This window comes from Thioalkalivibrio sp. ALE14 (genome assembly GCF_000376845.1).
Classification (GTDB): domain Bacteria; phylum Pseudomonadota; class Gammaproteobacteria; order Ectothiorhodospirales; family Ectothiorhodospiraceae; genus Thioalkalivibrio.
In genome coordinates, this window is sequence record NZ_AQXY01000031.1 from 93,420 (window position 1) to 112,235 (window position 18,816).

At 65.7% G+C, this 18,816-nt stretch carries 18 protein-coding genes, 2 tRNA genes and 1 pseudogene; 12 read left to right on the plus strand and 9 right to left on the minus strand.

The annotated features are described in order from the left end of the window. The first annotated feature begins 13 nt into the window (after positions 1 to 13). Entirely contained in the window at positions 14 to 532 is a 519-nt protein-coding gene (locus tag F572_RS0113240) for a DUF302 domain-containing protein (protein ID WP_017942481.1), read from the plus strand. A 106-nt stretch (positions 533 to 638) separates the two neighbouring features. On the opposite strand, the gene secF is transcribed toward F572_RS0113240, so the two are convergent. The 5 genes from secF to queA all read right to left on the minus strand — a co-directional run bounded on the left by secF (position 639) and on the right by queA (position 6,099). Then, positions 639 to 1,586, minus strand: coding sequence for a protein translocase subunit SecF (secF, locus tag F572_RS0113245; protein WP_017942480.1), 948 nt, complete (start codon positions 1,584 to 1,586; stop codon positions 639 to 641). Positions 1,587 to 1,601: 15 nt separating this feature from the next. Beyond that, positions 1,602 to 3,470: a protein translocase subunit SecD gene (gene secD / locus F572_RS0113250; protein WP_017942479.1), complete on the minus strand. Its 1,869-nt coding sequence runs from the start codon at positions 3,468 to 3,470 to the stop codon at positions 1,602 to 1,604. Between the two features lie 33 nt (positions 3,471 to 3,503). Further along, positions 3,504 to 3,833, minus strand: a complete 330-nt coding sequence (gene yajC / locus F572_RS0113255; protein WP_017942478.1) for a preprotein translocase subunit YajC — start codon at positions 3,831 to 3,833, stop codon at positions 3,504 to 3,506. Between the two features lie 84 nt (positions 3,834 to 3,917). Further along, positions 3,918 to 5,033, minus strand: a complete 1,116-nt coding sequence (gene tgt / locus F572_RS0113260) for a tRNA guanosine(34) transglycosylase Tgt (RefSeq protein ID WP_017942477.1) — start codon at positions 5,031 to 5,033, stop codon at positions 3,918 to 3,920. Beyond that, positions 5,023 to 6,099, minus strand: a complete 1,077-nt coding sequence (queA, locus tag F572_RS0113265; protein WP_017942476.1) for a tRNA preQ1(34) S-adenosylmethionine ribosyltransferase-isomerase QueA — start codon at positions 6,097 to 6,099, stop codon at positions 5,023 to 5,025. Before queA ends, tgt begins: the two co-directional genes overlap by 11 nt. A gap of 101 nt (positions 6,100 to 6,200) precedes the next feature. Between queA and F572_RS0113270 the strand changes: the two genes are divergently transcribed. From F572_RS0113270 to F572_RS0113295, 6 genes are all read left to right on the plus strand, one after another. Beyond that, a tRNA-Leu gene (locus F572_RS0113270) sits at positions 6,201 to 6,287 on the plus strand. A 61-nt stretch (positions 6,288 to 6,348) separates the two neighbouring features. Next, positions 6,349 to 6,424: transfer RNA gene (locus F572_RS0113275), tRNA-Thr, on the plus strand. Between the two features lie 208 nt (positions 6,425 to 6,632). Continuing rightward, entirely contained in the window at positions 6,633 to 6,836 is a 204-nt protein-coding gene (locus F572_RS0113280; RefSeq protein ID WP_017942475.1) for a DUF2892 domain-containing protein, read from the plus strand. A gap of 110 nt (positions 6,837 to 6,946) precedes the next feature. After that, positions 6,947 to 7,150: a DUF2892 domain-containing protein gene (locus tag F572_RS0113285; RefSeq protein WP_017942474.1), complete on the plus strand. Its 204-nt coding sequence runs from the start codon at positions 6,947 to 6,949 to the stop codon at positions 7,148 to 7,150. Between the two features lie 129 nt (positions 7,151 to 7,279). Next, a complete protein-coding gene (locus F572_RS0113290; protein ID WP_017942473.1) occupies positions 7,280 to 7,933 on the plus strand; it encodes a phosphoribosyltransferase in 654 nt (217 codons plus the stop codon). Then, on the plus strand, positions 7,920 to 8,576 hold the full coding sequence (locus F572_RS0113295; RefSeq protein ID WP_017942472.1) for a dienelactone hydrolase family protein: 657 nt from the start codon (positions 7,920 to 7,922) through the stop codon (positions 8,574 to 8,576). The genes F572_RS0113290 and F572_RS0113295 overlap by 14 nt, the downstream gene beginning before the upstream one ends. Here the strand turns inward: F572_RS0113295 and F572_RS0113300 are convergent. Next, the gene (locus tag F572_RS0113300) at positions 8,566 to 9,621 is read right to left on the minus strand and encodes an NAD(P)-dependent alcohol dehydrogenase (RefSeq protein ID WP_017942471.1); all 1,056 of its coding nucleotides are present in this window, start codon (positions 9,619 to 9,621) and stop codon (positions 8,566 to 8,568) included. The two genes, F572_RS0113295 and F572_RS0113300, sit on opposite strands and share 11 nt — an antisense overlap. A 169-nt stretch (positions 9,622 to 9,790) precedes the next feature. On the opposite strand from F572_RS0113300, the gene F572_RS0113305 reads away from it, so the two are divergent. Continuing rightward, a complete protein-coding gene (locus F572_RS0113305; protein ID WP_017942470.1) occupies positions 9,791 to 10,561 on the plus strand; it encodes a hypothetical protein in 771 nt (256 codons plus the stop codon). Between the two features lie 207 nt (positions 10,562 to 10,768). Further along, positions 10,769 to 11,269, plus strand: a complete 501-nt coding sequence (locus tag F572_RS0113310) for a heme-binding protein (RefSeq protein WP_017942469.1) — start codon at positions 10,769 to 10,771, stop codon at positions 11,267 to 11,269. A 69-nt stretch (positions 11,270 to 11,338) separates the two neighbouring features. Here F572_RS0113310 and F572_RS14830 read toward each other — a convergent pair. Beyond that, a pseudogene (locus F572_RS14830) lies at positions 11,339 to 11,972 on the minus strand (MarC family protein). Between the two features lie 145 nt (positions 11,973 to 12,117). On the opposite strand from F572_RS14830, the gene F572_RS0113320 reads away from it, so the two are divergent. Together F572_RS0113320 and F572_RS0113325 are read left to right on the plus strand one after the other, a co-directional pair. After that, the gene (locus tag F572_RS0113320; RefSeq protein ID WP_017942467.1) at positions 12,118 to 14,250 is read left to right on the plus strand and encodes a TonB-dependent siderophore receptor; all 2,133 of its coding nucleotides are present in this window, start codon (positions 12,118 to 12,120) and stop codon (positions 14,248 to 14,250) included. 44 nt (positions 14,251 to 14,294) lie between these two features. Continuing rightward, entirely contained in the window at positions 14,295 to 15,374 is a 1,080-nt protein-coding gene (locus tag F572_RS0113325) for a lipoate--protein ligase family protein (RefSeq protein WP_017942466.1), read from the plus strand. Positions 15,375 to 15,471: 97 nt separating this feature from the next. Here F572_RS0113325 and F572_RS0113330 read toward each other — a convergent pair whose 3' ends face one another. Further along, positions 15,472 to 15,825, minus strand: a complete 354-nt coding sequence (locus F572_RS0113330) for a metalloregulator ArsR/SmtB family transcription factor (RefSeq protein ID WP_026143090.1) — start codon at positions 15,823 to 15,825, stop codon at positions 15,472 to 15,474. A 350-nt stretch (positions 15,826 to 16,175) separates the two neighbouring features. Here F572_RS0113330 and F572_RS0113335 point away from each other — a divergent pair, with 350 nt between their 5' ends. Further along, positions 16,176 to 18,131 (plus strand): DEAD/DEAH box helicase, encoded by a 1,956-nt coding sequence (locus F572_RS0113335; protein WP_017942464.1) that lies wholly within the window; start codon positions 16,176 to 16,178, stop codon positions 18,129 to 18,131. Between the two features lie 73 nt (positions 18,132 to 18,204). On the opposite strand, the gene F572_RS0113340 is transcribed toward F572_RS0113335, so the two are convergent. After that, complete coding sequence (locus tag F572_RS0113340; protein WP_026143089.1) at positions 18,205 to 18,723, minus strand: DUF302 domain-containing protein; 519 nt, start codon at positions 18,721 to 18,723, stop codon at positions 18,205 to 18,207. Positions 18,724 to 18,816 lie beyond the last annotated feature (93 nt).

An 18,816-nucleotide genomic window follows, 5' to 3' on the forward strand; every position in this document is an offset into this window, starting at 1 on the left:
AAAGGAAGGAACCATGAAGACACTCACCGGCATCTCGCGCACCCTGCGCCATTCGACCCTGGCGATCGGGCTCGGCCTTGGGCTCGCCGTCGCGGGCACGGCCAGCGCCTACGAGACGTTCATGGAGACCGACGAACGCGTCATCTTCAAGACCGAAGGCGAATACGACTTCTACTTCGAGATGGTCGAAGAGGCCATCACGGCCGAAGGGCTGGTGATCAACAACGTCGGCTATATCGCGAACATGCTGGACCGCACCGCCGGACAGGAGAGCGGCGAGGGGATCTACCTCAATGGCAACTCGGTCGACTTCTGCAGTGCGACCTATTCCCGCGCCACCATGGAGGCCGACCCGCACAACATGGTGTTCTGTCCCTACATCATCACGGTTTACGAACTCACCGACGAGCCCGGCACCGTCTACATGGGCTACACGCCCGTCCCTGAAGTGGGTGACGAGGAGTCGAAAGAAAGCCTTCGCGCCGTGAACGATCTGGTCGAGCGAATCATCAAGGAAGCGCTGGCCTTCTGAGACCACCCCCGGAATACGCGCTCACGAAAACGCCCGGCGGCCTCTCGGCCCCGGGCGTTTTTCATTCCGCGCGGCGTAGTGCGTGGCACCACCTCGGACGCGGCACTCAGGGCGTCTGGTCTTCTTCCGCCCCTTCCTTCTTTACCGGCAGCAGTACCTGGCGATCCACCCCAAGCATCAGCGCCGCCGTCGCGGCAATGAAGATGGAGGAGTACGTGCCGACGATGACCCCGATGATCAGCGCAACCGAGAAATTCTGCAGCGCCGCCCCCCCGAGGAACGCGAGCGAGAACAGCACGAGCAGAGTCGTTGCACTGGTCACGATCGTACGCGCCAGGGTCTTGTTCACCGCGTTGTTCATCACCTGCTCGGTCCCCTGCTTGCGCAGGACCCGGAAGTTCTCGCGTATTCGGTCATACACCACGATGGTGTCATTCAGCGAGTAGCCGATCACGGCTAGTACCGCCGCGAGCACACCCAGATCGAATTCCAGCTGCAGCAGCGAGAAGATCCCCAGAGTAATCAGCACGTCATGCACCAGCGCCAGCACCGACCCGATCGAGAAGCGCCACTCGAAACGCACCGCCACATAGATCAGGATCCCGGCCAGGGCGTAGATCATCGCCAGGCCACCCTGTTCGCGCAGCTCCTCCCCCACTGCGGGGCCGACGAACTCCACCCGGCGCAGGTCCGGATCCTCCGGGCCACCATCCCGCAAGGCGTTCAACACCCGGTTGGACAGCATGGCCGGGTTGTCGTCGTCCTCGCTTGGCGGCAGACGGATCAGTACATCCCGGGAGGTGCCAAAGGTCTGCACCTGCGCGCCGGCGTAGCCGGCGGCCGACAGGGTTTCGCGGATCGGATCCAGCTCGACCGCCTCGGGATAGCCCACTTCCACCAGGGTGCCCCCGGTGAAGTCGATCCCGAAATTCAGCCCGCGGGTCGCGAGCAGCGCCACCGAAACGAGGATCAGGACCAGCGAGATCGCGATCGTGATCTTGCGCTTGCCCAAAAAATCGATGTTCGATTCAGCGAAATTCAGATGCGGAAGCATGTTTTATCTCCGCGCTCAGATGGCCAGGCGCGTCAGCCGGCGCTGGCGCCCGTAGGTCAGATTGACGATTGCGCGGGTCACGATGATCGCGGTGAACATCGACGCGATGATGCCGATCGACAGCGTGATGGCGAAGCCCTTGATCGGACCGGTGCCGAACAGGAACAGCACCAGCGCCGCAATCAGGGTGGTCACGTTGGCGTCCGCGATGGTCGTGAATGCCCGGTCATAGCCCGACGAGATCGCCGCCTGGGGTGACAGTCCGTTGCGTATCTCCTCGCGTATGCGCTCGAAGATCAGCACGTTCGCATCCACCGCCATGCCAACCGTGAGCACGATCCCGGCAATGCCCGGCAAGGTCAGTGTTGCCTGCAACATCGACAACACCGATACGATGAAGATCAGATTAAGCGCCAGCGCCACGTTCGCGATCAGGCCGAAGACGCGGTAGTACAGGACCATGAAGATCATCACCGCGATGAACCCGATGACCACCGACTGCATGCCGCGATCGATGTTCTCCTGCCCCAGGCTCGGCCCCACCGTGCGCTCTTCCACGATGGACATCGGCGCTGCCAGCGCACCGGCGCGCAGCAGCAGTGCCAGGTTGCGCGCCTCTCGGGTACTGTCCAGCCCGGAGATCTGGAAACGCCGGCCCAGTGGCTCATTGATGCGCGCGACGTTGATGACCTCCTCGCTGCGCGAGGTGCGCAGGACCTGTTCGCCGTCTTCTTCCACCGTCTCGGTGGTGGTCTCGATGAACACCGAGGCCATCAGGCGACCCACGTTGTCCGAGGTCACCCGCGAGAAGATCCGGGCGCCCTGTCCGTCGAGGTTGATGAACACGGCGGGACCGCCGGTGTCCTGGGCAATACCTGAGGAGGCATCGGTGATGTAGTCGCCGGTCAGCATGACCTGCCGCTGCAGCAGGACCGGCGTTCCGTCTCGCTCGTGGTACAGGCGGGTGCCGGAAGGCGCACGACCGGTCTGGTCGGCCTCCATCGGATCACCGGCCTCGGAGACGAGACGGAATTCCAGCGTGGCGGTCGCGCCCAGCACTTCCTTCGCCCGCGCAGTGTCCTGCACGCCCGGTAGCTGCACGACGATGCGGTTCTCGCCCTGCTGCGCAATGATCGGCTCGGCCACACCCAGCTCATCCACGCGCGAGCGCAGGGTGGAGATGTTCTGCTGCAGGGCCTGACGACGTAGTTCGGTCAGATGATCATCGTTCAGGGTCCCGACCATGCGAATCGTGTCACCGGAACCGCGCACTTCCCACTCGAGTTCGCCACGGTATTCCCGCGTCAGCCAGCTCTCGGCGGCCTCGTAATTGGCCTCGTTCGCGAACAGAACCGTGAGGTCGCTGGAACTGCGCTCGATGGTGTCGAAGCTCAGGCGCTCGTCACGCATGCGCCCGCGGAGCTCATTCGAGTAGCGTTCCATCGCCGTGCCGATGACCGCCTCCAGGTCCACCTCCATCAGGAAGTGCACCCCGCCGCGCAGGTCCAGGCCCAGCGCCATCGGCTGGCCGTTGATGGCACGCAGCCAGTTCGGCGTAGCCGGGGCCAGGTTCAGCGCCACCGTATGATTGTCATCCAGGGCATCACGCAGGATTCCGGCAGCCAGCGACTGCTCGTCGGTCGTCTCGAAGCGCAGCAGCAGCTGGCCGTCGTCCTGCTCCTCGACGTGTTTCGGCGTCACGCCCTGAGCACCCAGGATGGTGCCCATCAGCTCCCGGATGTTTTCGTCGATCTCGCCGGTCACCGGATTGCCGATCTGGACCGACGGATCCTCCGGGAACAGGTTGGGCGCGGCATACAGACCCGCGCCCAGGACGACCACGACGATCAGGGCGTACAGCCACGCCGGATAGGAATTGCGCATATCGAGGACCTTGCGGGGACGCTGACGGGGCGTTTAGAGGTCTTTGAGCGTGCCCTTGGGCATCACGGAGGCAACTGACTGCTTCTGCACGGCCACATTCACGCCATCGGCAATGTCGACCTTGATGAAGTCATCGCTGACCTCGGTGATCTTGCCGGCCACACCCCCGTTGGTGACGATCTCGTCGCCCTTGGACAGGGCCTCGACCATGTTGCGATGTTCCTTCGCACGCTTGCTCTGCGGGCGGATGATCAGGAAGTACATGATCGCGAAGAAGATGATGATCATGATCAGGAACTCGATCATGCCACCGCCGGCGGCTCCACCTTCCTGGGCATGCGCTGAAGAAATCAGAAAGTCCATCGAAACACTCCGTCTCTCGGTTCAGGTGCGTGCGCCGGCCGCCTGCAAAAAGGTCGCCCGCCGGCGCGAAAAATAACGCGCGGATTATGGCACAGGCGGGACCGCCATGCCGCGTCGCTCGTAGAAATCGGCGACGAACGCGTCCAGCGCCCCCGCCGCGATCGCCTCGCGCAATCCGCGCATCAGATCCTGGTAGTAATGCAGGTTGTGCGTGGTCGCCAGGCGCGAGCCGAGGATCTCGTTGCACTTGTCCAGATGCTTGAGATAGGCCCGCGAGTAGTGACGGCAGGTATAGCACCCGCATTCCGGGTCGATCGGGCCGGTGTCATTGCGAAAGCGTGCGTTGCGGATGCGCAGCACGCCCTCGCGCGTGTATAGGAAGCCGTTGCGGGCATTCCGGGTCGGCATCACGCAGTCGAACATGTCCACGCCGCGGCGCACCGCCTCCACAATATCCTCCGGTCGGCCCACCCCCATCAGGTAGCGCGGGCGATCGGTCGGCAGCAGCGGCAGGGTCACGTCCAGGGTCTGCAGGCGTTCGGCTTCCGGCTCGCCCACCGACAACCCGCCAATCGCATAGCCGTCAAAGCCGATCGCCTGCAGGCCCTCGGCCGATTCGCGGCGCAGCGCCGGATACATGCCGCCCTGTACGATCCCGAACAACGCTGCCGGATTGTCGCCATGCGCGGCGCGCGAACGGGCCGCCCAGCGCAGCGACAGCTCCATCGACCGGCGCGCCTCGTCCTCCGTGGCGGGATACGGCGTGCACTCGTCGAAGATCATCACGATGTCGGAGCCCAGCTCGCGCTGCACCTGCATCGAGGACTCCGGGGTCATCAGCACCTTCGAGCCATCCACCGGCGACTGGAAGCGCACACCCTCCTCGCTGATCTTGCGCATCTCGGCGAGGGAAAACACCTGGAAGCCCCCGGAATCGGTGAGGATCGGGCCCTCCCAGTGCATGAAGTCGTGCAGATCGCCATGCGCCCGGATCACCTCGGTGCCCGGCCGCAGCATCAGATGGAAGGTGTTCCCCAGGATGATCTCCGCACCCAGGTCACGCATTTCCTCCGGCGTCATCGCCTTGACGGTGCCGTAGGTCCCCACCGGCATGAAGGCCGGCGTCTCCACCGTCCCGCGCGGGAAATGCAGGCGCCCCCGGCGCGCTGGCCCGTCGACGGCCAGATTCTCAAAGTCCATCAGAGCCCCCCGTATCCCTGGCAACGCTGGGAGGCAGGTCATCGACCCGTCCCGGCGCCAGCCACATCGCGTCGCCATAGCTGAAGAAACGGTAGCGCTGGGCGACCGCGTGCGCGTAGGCATCCAGGATCCGGCGGTAGCCGGCAAAGGCCGCCACCAGCATCAACAGCGTGCTCTGGGGCAGATGGAAATTCGTCACCATCCGGTCGACCACCCGAAAGCGATAGCCCGGCTGGATGAACAGCCGTGTCTCGCCCTGGAAGGGCGCGAGTTCTCCACCTGCGGCGGCGGTCTCCAGCGAGCGCACGCAGGTCGTCCCCACCGCGACCACCCGCCCGCCACGCGCCTTGCAGGCCGCCACGGCGGCGCAGGCCTCGGGCGAGACCTCCAGCCACTCTGCGTGCATCGCGTGCGCCGCAGTGTCCTCGACCTTGACCGGCTGGAAGGTCCCGGCCCCCACGTGCAGGGTCACGGTTGCGGTCTCCACACCGGCATCCCGCAGGCGCCCCAGCAGGGCGTCGTCGAAATGCAGGCCTGCCGTGGGCGCGGCCACCGCGCCCTCGCGGCGGGCAAACACGGTCTGGTAGCGATCGGCATCATGCGCCTCGTCGGCGCGCTCGATATACGGGGGCAGCGGGATATGCCCGTGCGCGCGCAGCAGCGCCAGCACGTCGTCGGCATCGACCAGCGCCAGCCGGAAGAACGGGCCCTCGCGCCCGGTCACCTCGACGGTAAAGGCGTCCGCCAGACGCAGCCGCGTCCCGACCTTCGGCGCCCGGCTCGCCCGCACCATGGCCAGCACCCGGGCGGGCGACTCGATCCGCTCCACCAGGACCTCGACCTGCCCCCCGCTCTCCTTTTTCCCGAACACCCGCGCCGGGATCACCCGGGTATCGTTCAGGACCAGAAGATCACCCGGGCGCAACAGGCCCTCGATCTCCGCAAAGCCTGCATCCCGCGGCTGCTCGTCCTCCAGGACCAGCAGCCGCGAACCCGCCCGATCCGGAAGCGGATACTGGGCAATCAGCTCCGACGGGAGCTCGTAATCGAAGTCGGCGACACGCATGGCGCGCGATCCTACCATGCGGGAATCTCACTGGCGCGGCCCCCTGCGCCCCCGAGGCCGTTTGTGCCGCAAGAAACCTGCGCTACACTAGCGCCCCACAAGCCGGGATGGCGGAACTGGTAGACGCGCCGGACTCAAAATCCGGTTCTGGCAACAGAGTGCGAGTTCGATTCTCGCTCCCGGCACCATTTTTCTAACGGGCCCTCCGCCAGGCCCGCACTCCGGGGAATCCGCTTTCCCCAACACCAGGCCGGTGTAGCTCAGTTGGTAGAGCATCTGATTTGTAATCAGAGGGTCGCAGGTTCGACTCCTGTCGCCGGCTCCATTTTTCCCGGGCTCCCCGGTTCTCGCTGAATACACAACCGCCACCGATGTCGGGCTGCCTTGACGGACCGCCTGCTGGGTGTAATCTCGAACTATCGGTTGTTGTCCAGCGCCCTCTCGCGGAATGATCGCGAACTCTACTTGGCGGAACAGTCTCCGGAAGGCCCATGGACAGAACCCCAAGGCTCCACACACAAGGAGGAGTCATCATGTCCACAGACCGTTTCTTCATGTTGTTCGCCGGGATCGTGGTCCTGGTCAGTGCCCTGCTTACCTGGCTGATCAGCCCCTGGTGGCTGTTGCTGGCGGCATTCATTGGCCTCCACCTGATCCAGGCTTCGTTTACCGGCTTCTGCCCACTGGTCATGATCCTGAAGTCGGTGGGCCTCAAGCCCGGTCAGATATTCCCCTGAACGTCGAGGCCGTTTGTGCATCTAGAAGGACGATGCGCCCGTCACCCCTTGTATTTGCGGGTGACAGGCCCCATATTAGAGTTCTCTAATACATACTGGAGATACCATCCATGAGCATTGACCGCGTTGTACTCGCCTTCGCCGGCCTCGTCGTAATCATCAGCGCCATCCTTGCGTGGGTGTTCACGCCGATGTGGCTGATCCTGACGATTTTTGTCGGCGCCAACCTGCTGCAGTCGGCCTTTACCGGCTTCTGCCCTCTGGCGATGATCCTGAAGGCCATGGGCGTAAAGCCCGGTGAAGCCTTCAACTAAACACCCAGGGAGACGTTTCTCCTGTCGAGGCCCGGGCGCCATTGGCCCCGGGCCTTTTTGTTGTTGAGGGCCCGGTTCACGCCACCCTGGCCTACACTCTGAGTACGCCCCCTGCGAGATGCGGCTCCTATGCGCTTTCGTGACCGTCATGAAGCTGGCGAGCTGCTCGCACGCGCCCTGGAGCGCTATCGCGGTCAGCCCGCGGTCATATATGCCCTGCCTCGAGGCGGGGTGCCTCTGGGCGCTGTGGTCGCCCGTCACCTGGGTATGCCGCTGGATCTTTTGATCCCGCGCAAGATCGGTCACCCGTTCCACCCCGAGTACGCCATCTGTGCTGTACCGGAACACGGCGAACGGGTCTGCAATCCGCGCGAGGAGGCGCGCGCGGATCCCGGCTGGCTGGAGCAGGCGGAGGCACAGGAACGCGCCGAGGCTCGGCGCCGCCGTCGGCTGTACTGCACCACACCGGCCCCGGACGTCAGCGGCAAGCTCGCGATCATCGTCGATGACGGCATCGCGACCGGACTCACCATGCGCGCGGCGATCCGCGACGCCCGCCAGCGCGGGCCCCACCATCTGGTCGTGGCGATCCCGGTCGCGCCAGCGGAGACCGCCGCCTTGCTGGAAACCGAGGTGGACGAACTGGTCACTCTGGACATCCCCGAGTACTACCGCGGCTCCGTGGGCGCATACTACGAGGACTTCGAACAAACCACCGACGACGAAGTGATCGCCTTGCTTGCATCGGTCCACCAGTCACAACGCCCCGATGTCTCGCGCTGAGGAACGCAACGTCACCCTGGTCCTGGACGGACAGCCCCACCAGGGCATCCTCGGCCTGCCCGGGTCGCCCGTCGGACTGGTGATCTTCGCGCATGGCAGCGGCAGCAGCCGCCTGAGCCGCCGCAATCGGCAGGTCGCCAGCACCCTGCAGGACAGCGGCATGGCCACACTGATGTTCGATCTCCTGACCGAGGAGGAGGACCGGACCTACGCCAACCGCTTCGACATCGACCTGCTCGGCCGGCGGCTGGTGCAGGCCTGCCAGTGGGCCGCCGCACAGCCGTCGCTGGCGCCCCTCCCGCTGGGGCTGTTCGGCGCCAGCACCGGTGCGGCCGCCGCCTTGCGAGCTGCCGCGGCCGCTCCTCGAACCATTCAGGCCGTCGTCTCGCGCGGCGGCCGCCCGGACCTGGCAGGCGACGCCCTGGACCAGGTGCAGAGCCCCACCCTGCTGATCGTGGGTGGCGACGACACCACCGTCATCCAGCTGAATCGCCAGGCGCAGGCGCGTATGCGCGCAGGTTGCGAGCTTGAGATCGTCCCCGGGGCCAGCCACCTGTTCGAAGAGCCCGGCACACTGGAACAGGCGGCGGGACTCGCGGCGGCCTGGTTCCGCCGTTGGCTTTCGCCTGCCACTACGGCGTAATCGCCACCTTCAGAACGCCGTCGCGCTGGTGCGAGAAGAGATCGTAGGCGGCCTCGATGTCCGCCAGCTTGTAGCGGTGGGTCACCAGCGGCGTCAGATCCACGCGCTCCGAGGCGACGACCTCCATCAACCGCCGCATGCGTTCCTTCCCGCCGGGGCACAGCGTCGTCACGATGGTGTGATCCCCCAGTCCAGCCGCGATCGCATCCAGCGGCATGGAGACCTTGCCGGAATAGACCCCGAGACTGGACAGCGTCCCGCCCGGCTTCAGGATGCGCAGACAGGCCTCGAAGGTCTGCTGCTGTCCCAGGGCCTCGATGGACACATCCACCCCGCGGCCACCCGTCAGTTCCATGATCGTCGCGACCGGGTCCTGCTCGCGGAAATTGATCGCCACATCCGCGCCCAAGCGCCGTGCGGCCTCCAGCCGCTCCGGCACCCCGTCCACCACAATGATCTGCGTCGCCCCCATGAGCTTCGCACCCGCCGTGGCACACAGGCCAATCGGGCCCTGGGCAAACACGGCCACCGTGTCGCCAATGTGGATATGCCCGCTCTCCGCGCCACCGAATCCGGTACTCATGATGTCGGGGCACATCAGCACCTGCTCGTCGCTCAGGCCGTCCGGCACCGGCGTCAGGTTGGCCTGCGCGTTGGGGATGCGCACGTACTCCGCCTGGCACCCATCGATTGTATTACCCAGCTGCCAGCCACCCATGGCCTTGCCACCGCATTGGCTGGAGATCCCCTCCTGACAGGAATGGCACTGACCACAGGGCGTAATCGCGCCCGCGATGACGCGTTGGCCGACTGCGTAGCCGGTCACCGCGCTTCCCAGCTTCTCGATCACCCCGACGGGCTCGTGTCCGACGATGCGCCCCGGCTCCACGGGATATTCGCCCTTGAGGATATGGACGTCCGTCCCGCAGATGGTGGTGGTCGTGACCCGCAACAGGGCGTCGGTCGGCCCGATATCCGGGATCGGACGTTCCTGGATCTCGATCCGCCCCGGTTCAACGAAAACGGCGGCTTTCATCGTGCTCATTGCTTGCCTCCTCGCGTTCCTGCCCACAGGTGCGACAGGCCATGCAGTTCAACGGTTTCCCCAACATGGAAGGCCCGCGAAACGGTTCCTTCGTGGGCCCCGCATCCGATCGCGACGGCCCGCTGACCTCCCATACAATAGAGACTACACCCGTCGCTCAGGATCGCATGTGATCTCGCTCATCCCTCGTCTGTTCCAGCGCGCCCCGGCCCTCGATCCGGAGAGCCGCGCCTGGATCCACGCCATCTTCGACTGGGCCGATCACGAGCCTCACCTGGCGGCCATGCTGCGCAACGCACACCTGGTACTGCCCACGGCCGAACACTTCCCCGGGCAGGCCGATAACCGTCAGGCCATGGCCCAGCTGGTGTTCGACCGCGTGCTGGAACACGCAGGACTTGCGGACAGTCCGTTCCGCCTTTCGCACCCGGGCAGTCTGATGGGCGAACCGATCCCGTGGGACACAATGAACACGCCGCGAGCCACCCAGAACCCGGCGCCTGCCGTATCCAGCGGCGTCGGCATCCCGTACGACCCCGAGCTGGTCGCCCATTCCCAGGCTTTGATCGCCCACTTCGCACGCGAGATTGCGCTGCGTCTGCTGGCCACCGCCCACCAGTCCCCGCCCGCCCTCGAGGGCAACGAGGCCCACATCGCCGAGCTCCTGGCCACACGAATGGGCTTTGGCATCATGCTGGCCAATACCGCCTTCCAGGTCCGCGTGAACCCGTGTGGCGCCTGCAAGGGCCCGGCGGCCGAACGCGAAACCGCGCTGTCCCGCGATGACCTTGCCTACGCCCTCGGCCTGTTCTGCCGCCACCAGGGCATCCCGCCGGGGCGAGCCCGCGTTCACCTGAATGCCCCACTGCGCCCCGCCCTGCGACACGCCCTGCGCGATCTGGCCCGCCGCGAACGGGAAGCGGCCAGCGGCGCCGCCTGAGTGGTTGCTGCCCAGGCAACGAGAGGGCCCGCTGATGCCCGCGTTATATGACCCGTTTTGTCATTTCTCAGCAGTAACCTGCGGGGAATGCTCACGGCCCACCCGGCCCTCGGCTCATGAGGCCGGCCACGGGCAGTCCACACATTGAAGACCGGAGCTCGTACATCTAGATGAAAGGGTGAAACCCCGACCCTCTGGAGGTCCGAGATGAACACCCTGCGTTACTTCCTGGCAGCCCCGATTGCCCTCGCCTTTGCCGCCGCCCCGCTGCACGCCAGCGAGGGTACCTTCGACACCCCAACCCTGATCCCGGAGCTCGCGGTCAAGGCCGCTGAAGCGGCCGTGCAAGCCTGCCGCGACCGCGATACCCAGGTCACCGCGGCGGTGGTTGACCGGCACGGCACGCCACAGGCGCTCAAGCGCGACCGTTTTGCCGGCCCGCACACCGTGGATACCGCCATCAGCAAGGCCTGGACCGCCGTCAGCTTCCGTACCGACACCCTGGGCCTGCGCGAGATGAGCCAGCCCGGTGCGGGCGGCTACGGCATCCAGCACCTGCCCCAGGTCAGTATCCTCGGCGGCGGCAAGCAGATCACGGCTGGTGGCCGGATTGTCGGCGGCATCGGCATCTCCGGCGCCCCCAGCGGCCAGGTCGACGACGAATGTGCGGCCGCCGGAATCGACGCAATCGCCGAGGATCTGCTCTGACACGAACTCGGGCAGGGGTCTCTTCGCGTTTAGGAGAACCCCTGCCCCCACGCGCGCCCCGGGGCCCTTTCAGGCGCCCAGCAGCCCGCTGCGCTGTAGCCCGTCAAAGATGAACTGCATAGCAAGGGCGCTCAGCAGCACCCCCAGGATGCGGGTGAGCACATGCGCGCCGGTCACGCCCAGCCAGTGCTGCAGTCGCGACGCAACCAGCAGGCACACCAGCGCGAGCACCATCACCGCCACCAGCGCACCCAGCACCACGGCCTGAGCGGCCGGGTCGCCCTCGGCTCGGCTCATCATCAGGATCGCAGCGCCCATCGCACCGGGACCGGCGAGCAGCGGCGTCGCCAGCGGAAAGATGGACAGGTCCTTGCGGGTGCGGGCCTCCTGGGTCTCCGCCGCCGTGGCGGACACACCACCCGAGCTGCGCGCAAACACCATGTCGATCCCGATCAGCAGCAGCAGGATCCCGCCGGCGGTGTACAGCGCGGCCAGCGAAATTCCCAGAAGCGACAGCAGCGCCTCCCCCACCAGCGCGAACAGCAACAGGATGACCCCCCGCCACCACCGCGCCACGGATCGCCATGGCGCGGCGCTGGGCCGGATCCATGCCCTGACTGAGCACGGCAAACACCACCGCCACATCCACTGGCCCGATGGTCACGAAAAACGTGGTCAGCGCGACGATGCCGAGTTCCAGCATGGCGGATCCCTCCTCTCCCCCGGACCGTTCCTGGCGGGTACGCCCGACCCGAATGGGCCTGACGGTTCGGGGTGTAAATTGCCCTTGGCGTTCGACGACCCTACTTTAGCGCGCTCTTGAATGCTTATTGGGGAGTCATCCAGCCATGAAACGTCATGTTGTCGGTCACCTGACACTGGCCAGTCTGCTTGCGTCACCCGCCCTCGCCCAGGCCCAGGAGGCCGCACAGACGCTGGGCACCGTCTCCGTCACGGCCACCGGCTACGAGACACTGGTTGACGAGACCCCCTCCTCCGTCACCGTGATCGAGGCTAGCGAGATCCGCAACCGCGAGGCGCGCACCCTGGGCGACCTCCTGCGCGGCCAGCCGGGTGTCGCCACGGCCGTGGACGGATCGGTGGGCTCCGATCCGATCATCCGCGGCCTGAAGCGCGACCAGGTGCTGGTTCTGGTGGACGGCGTGCGGATCAACGCCATGCAACCCCCGGCACGCGGCTCGCTGGCCTCCTACGTCAACGTGGACCTGATCGAACGCATCGAGATCGTGCGCGGCCCGGGCTCCGTACTCTATGGCGCCGGCGCCATGGGCGGCGTGATCAACATCATCACCCGCGGCGGCGACTTCACCGAGAAGCCCGAAACCCGCGGTTTCTCGCGCCTCGGTGTCACCTCGGTGGATGACGGCATCCGCGGCGCGGTCGGCGTAACCGTCTCCAACGACCGCAACGTGCTGGACCTGTCCACCGCGTATCTGAACACCGACGACTACAAGACCGGCGACGGCGACCGCCTGCGCGACTCCGGCACCGAACAGAACGCCTACCACCTGCGCTATCGCGGCAAGCTGGCGCCGGGCCACGAGGTCCAGTTCCGCGCCCAGCGCGACGAACGCAAGGACGTCTGGTACCTCGCCTCGCGCAACTTCAATACTGAAGAGCCCGGGCCTGGGACCATCGAGCCGCCTTTAGGGCTGAACACCCATTACACCCCGCGCCAGACCCGCGACCTCTTCGAACTCCGCTACGAGGGCGAACTGTCCGGCGCCTGGGCCCCGCGCGTCGAGGCCTCGGTCTACCGGCACGAGCTCTCGCGAGGCAACTACGACTGGAATGCCCAACTGGGCCGCGACTACCGCACCTCGGATACCGATTTCACCACGGATGGCCTGCGCGTCCAGACTGAGCTCGTACCGACCGATGACCAAATCCTGCTGGTCGGGGCCGAAGCCTGGCGGCTTCGCGCAAGCCCCGAATCGTTTTTCGGGACCGAGAGCAACGACTTCCAGCCGGGCGAGTACGTCAATCCGTTTATCGATACCCCGCAGCCATTGGTAAGTAACGGCCGCATTGAGTCGGTGGGGATCTTCGTGCAACACGAAACTTACCTCGACTGGGGTACGGTCAATCTTGGTGTTCGGTACGACGAAGTTTCGGGAAAAGCGGACGATGCGTTCATGGTTGCGCCACCACTCGACAAGACCGACCGAAATCTCAGTTGGTCAGCTGGCCTTACCTGGCACCTGGACGAGGCCTTCAACCCCTACTTCAGTCTCTCCGAGGGATACCGCTCCGCCAGCCTGCTGGAACGCTATCTCACCTACCCCTACAGCGATGGATTCACCTGGCTCAGCAACCCGCAGCTGGAACCGGAACGCAACCGCACCTTCGAGGTGGGCGCCCGCGGCCACATTGGCGCAACCTCATACACCGTCTCGGCCTACGAGAGCCGGATTCGCGACTACATCGGTGGTGAAGTAATTGGCGACGAAACCAAACAAACCGTCAACCTCGACGAGGCCCGCATCCATGGTCTCGAGGCCCTGGTGGAGCACGCCTTCACCGACGCGATCACCGGCTACGCAAGCGGCACGTGGATCCGCGGCGAGAACCGCGACAGCCGCTTCGACGAACCGCTGACCCAGATGCCGCCGCCGGAGGCCAGCATCGGCCTGAGCCATACCGTGGCCCAGGGCTGGCAGTGGGATGCGCGTGTGCGCGCCGTAGCGAGTCAGAGCCGCACGGCGGACACGTTCACCGACGGAACCGAGCGCAACACCTCCGGGTTCGCCACCGCCGACCTCGCCGTAGGCTACCGCTTCGGGCCCAGCGCGGGCTTTCGTTCCAACGAGATCACCTTCAGCGTGACCAACATCGCGAACAAGACCTACCGCGAGCATGTCAACGAAATGACCGAGGCACGCCTGGACCCGGCCAACGGCGTCCAGGACATCTGGGCCCCGGGCCGCAGCTTTGGCCTCACCTGGAACGCCGAGTTCTAGGCAGCCCGCACCCTTTGCCTCACGAAAAAGACAAGGACACTGCCATGCGTCTACGCGTCATCGATTTCGGCCAGCAGCCGGCCGTTCGCTCCCAGGCCGTCTACCACGGCATTGCCGAGGCCATGGGCAAGGACGACGATCCGGTGCTTACCCTGGTCAACCCCGACGACCCCTATGTCTGCGTCGGGTTGCATCAGGAGATTGCCCTGGAGGCCGACGAGGAATACTGCAAGGAAAAGAACCTGCCGATCATCCGCCGTCATGTCGGCGGCGGCGCGGTGTATCTGGATCACAACCAGATGTTCTTCCACTTCATCTACCCGTCGTCGAAGGCGCCGCGTATCGTCTCCGACATCTACAAGAAGTTCATCGACCCGGTGATCAACACCTATCAGGACCTGGGCGTGAACGCGACCTTCCGTCCGGTCAACGACATCCACGTGGACGGCCGCAAGATCGGCGGCACGGGTGCGGCGAGTATCGGCAACGCAACGGTGATGGTCGGCAGCTTCATGTTCGACTTCGACACCGCGACCATGGCGCGTTGCCTCAAGGTCCCTTCGGAGAAGTTCCGCGACAAGCTGCGCGCCGGCATGGAGGACTACATCACCACGCTGTCACGCGAACTCGGCGAGATGCCGGCCCGCGAGACCGTGCGCGACGCCTTCCTGAAACGGGTGGCCAGCGATCTCGACGTCGAGGTCGAGTTGAGCGAGCCCACCGCCGAGGAAACCGCCGCCATCGAGGAACAGATGGCCGAGCTCACGGACCCTGAATGGACCTACCGCAAGGGCCGCAAATTCGTGGAGATGGGCGTCAAGATCGCCGCGGGCACCCACCTGACCGAGGGGGCCCACAAGGCCGCCGGCGGCCTGATCCGGGCCCAGCTCATGGAGAAGGACGATCACATCGCGGATCTCCTGCTGTCCGGCGATTTCACCGTCTTCCCGGAAGACGGCATGGACCGCATCGCCGATGCACTGCACGGCCTGCCGCTGGACCAGGAGGCCCTGCAAACCGCCGCGATCTCCTGCATGCAGGAGATCGGCCTGGATGCCCCGGGTATCGAACCCGGCGACATCGCCACCGCGATCCTGGCCTGCGTCCACCGCGAACCGCACTGATCACCCCCGCTCCACCGGAGGTGCAAACGAAAACGGCCGGCGTCCTGCAAGGGGCGCCGGCCGTTTTGTCATGCCGCGTATCCCGGTGGTGCGCTGATCAAGCCGAGTCGAGGAACTCGGCACGGCTGGGCGCGGTAGCTAGCCGCGCCCGGTCCCCCGCATAGGGCTCCGCTCCCGCCGCCGCACGTTCGGCGGCCTGCAGGGTCGCGCCCGCCCATTCCGGGAAATCGGACGCAATCCGGTAATAGATCCAGTTGCTCTCCCGCCGCGTCCGCACCACCTTGTGCTGACGCAAGGCCGCCAGGTGACGCGACACCTTCGGCTGGGACATCTCCAGAGAATGCGTCAGCTCGCACACACACAGTTCCCCTTCCGCCTGCATCAGCAACAGCGACCGCAGCCGTGTCTCGTCCGCCAGCAGGTTGAACAAATCCGTTGGTTTAAGCGACATATTGCATCCAGCAAAGCAGGGTTGGCGAACTATATCCCGACAACGCAGGTTGGGCAATTCGACCGAGCCAGCCATATGCGGCCCCACCGGTAAGACGCAGCGAGCCCATCGGATATTTCGGCTCCGCCCCAAAACGATACGATCCGCCCGCGCGCCTGGCCTCCAAACGAGGGATGATCCGCAACACGTTCGATCTCGTCCCCGCACAGGAACGACTGCCAGGCAGGGACGCTCCCAAGAAAGTCCCGAAGTTTTCGCTTGTTAGGGCTACGATTCGTGTATGATGCCGGGTTGGCAGTTGCCATCCGATTTTCGCCGGGCCTTTGTTTCCGGCCTGTGTGAGTATCCCAATGTCAGATTCCCCCTCCTTCGCCCAGCTCGGGCTTTCCGAGTCGCTGGTTCGTGCCCTGTCGAATATGGGCTTTTCCACCCCCACCCCGGTACAGGGCGCCTGCATCCCCGCGCTTCTGGCGGGGCGTGATGTCCTGGGCGAGGCTCAAACCGGTACCGGCAAGACCGGCGCCTTTGGCCTGCCACTGATCGACCTCATCGACGCCACCCAGCGCGTTCCGCAAGCGCTCGTGCTGGCCCCGACCCGCGAACTGGCCAACCAGGTGGCCGGCGCGCTGACCGAATTCGCGGCCGGTTTTGCCAGCATCGACGTCCTGCCGGTCTACGGCGGCCAGCCGATGGGCGAGCAGCTGCGCGCCCTGCGCAAGGGTCCGCAGATCGTGGTCGGCACCCCCGGGCGCGTCGTGGATCACATCAAGCGTGGCACGCTGAATCTCGACGCCCTGCGCGTCGTGGTGCTGGACGAGGCCGACGAGATGTTGCGCATGGGCTTTGTCGAGGAGATCGAGTGGATCCTCGAGCAGACCCCCGATACCCGTCAGACCACCCTGTTCTCGGCCACCATGCCGGCGCCCATTCGCCGCATTGCGCACCGTCACATGCGCGAGCCGGAAGAGATCAAGATCGGTGCCGGCAACGAGGCGGGTACCGATATCGACCAGAGCTACTGCCTGGTCGACGCCCGTCACAAGCTGGAGGCCCTGACGCGCCTGATGGAGACCGAAGACGGCCTGGACGGTGCGGTCGTCTTCGCCCGCACCAAGGCCTCCACGGTCGAGATCGCCGACGCCCTCGGTCAGGCCGGCATTGCCGCCTCGGCCCTGAATGGCGACATGGAACAGGGCGAGCGCGAGCGGGTCGTCAGCGACCTGCGCGACGGCCGTCTGGACGTGATCGTGGCGACCGACGTGGCCGCCCGCGGCATCGATGTGCCGCGCATCAGCCACGTCTTCAACTTCGATGCCCCCGGCGATGCCGAGGTCTACGTGCACCGCATTGGCCGTACCGGCCGCGCCGGGCGCAAGGGCCGCGCGATCCTGTTCTTGGAGCCGCGCAAGCGTCGCATGCTGAAGGACATCGAGCGCCTCACCGGCAAGCCGGTGCGCGAACAACCGCTGCCCGACCGCCAGGCCGTCCAGGCGCGACGCGAAGGTCGTTTCGCCGAGCGCGTGCAGGCCTTGCTGGGCAGCGAACAGGCCAGCGCACACGAGGCTCTGGTCGAGCGTCTGCTGGCCAACGGCGATGTATCCGAACGCGAACTGGCGACGGCCCTGGTCGCCCTGGCGACGGCCGGTAGCCCGCTGGACGCGAATGCCCAAAAAGGCAACGATCCGCTGCTGGCCGCCGCGCGTGCACCCTATTCCGAGCGTGACAGCCACCGTCGCGACTCGAAGCCGCGCGGTGCGCGTCCGTCACGCGGCAAGGATCGCGAGCCGGAAGCCGACATGGTGCGCTACTACATGCCCGTGGGGCGCAATAATGGTGTGGCCCCGGGTGCCATCGTCGGCGCACTGGCGAACGAAGGCGGCCTGAACGGTCGCGACATCGGCCGCATCGGCCTGCGCGACGACCACAGCCACGTTGATCTTCCGGCCTCGCTTGATGAAGCCGCGATTCAGCGCCTGGGCAATATCCACGTGGCCAATCGCAAGCTGGAGCTGAGCCGCCAGGCACCCCGACCGGGCCAGGCTGCCAACCAGGAAGACGCACGTCCGGCTACCCCGCGCAAGCCGAGTAAGCCGCGCAACGAGCGGGCTGAATCGAGCAACACGAAGCCCAAGTCCTTCGCCAAGCCGGCCCCGGCCAAACGCGGACCGGCACCGGCCAACCGCAAGCGTCCGGCCTATGCCGCGCCCGGAAAACGGCCTGCCTCCAAGGGGGCAGGCGCGGCGAAAAAATCGGGCTCGCGCGCGGATGGCACGCTGATGATCAAGCGCAAGGCCGCCAACGGCTAGCATAGCGGGTAGCGCCCCACGACCAACGCCCGCGGCCTCCGCAAGGAGCCGCGGGCGTTTCTATTGGCGGGACTCAGAAGTCGCCGGTGCGTCCCGCCTCGACGATGCTGTAGATCGTGTCCCGGACCTCGCGCGCGGTCGCCTCGAGATCCTCGGGGAGATCCGTCGCGTGCAGCATCATGTCCATGTTGGTGGTCACGATCCAGCCCTGGCCCTCACCGTCTTCCACCACCGCGATGCGGCAGGGCAGGAAGCTGGCGAAGATGATGTCGTGCTGCACCATCTGGTTCGCAATCAGCGCATCGCAGAACGCCAGGATACGCATGTAGTTGCCCTCGCCTCCCATGGCCTGCACCTGATCCGACAGAGGGAGGTCGGCCACTTCCTGGAAGTTGCGCAGGTTCGCCCGTAGCTTCATCGACTCGATGGCGTCCTCGATACTCACGCCATCCTCGATGCGGACCAGTTCCACGCTGTGGCGGACCATCTGCTGCAACGTCTCGCGATCGAACTCCTCGACGTCTCCGGAATCGGAGGCCCCCAGGGGGAACGGCAGCAGCATCAACAGCAAAACCAGCATCCAGACTCTCATCGCGCACTCCTTTTTCGGGTGGACGGGAGGGCTCACCGGCCAGGACGGCTTGTGACCTCTTCCCCCGTGAATCTAGATCATATGGATGCACTT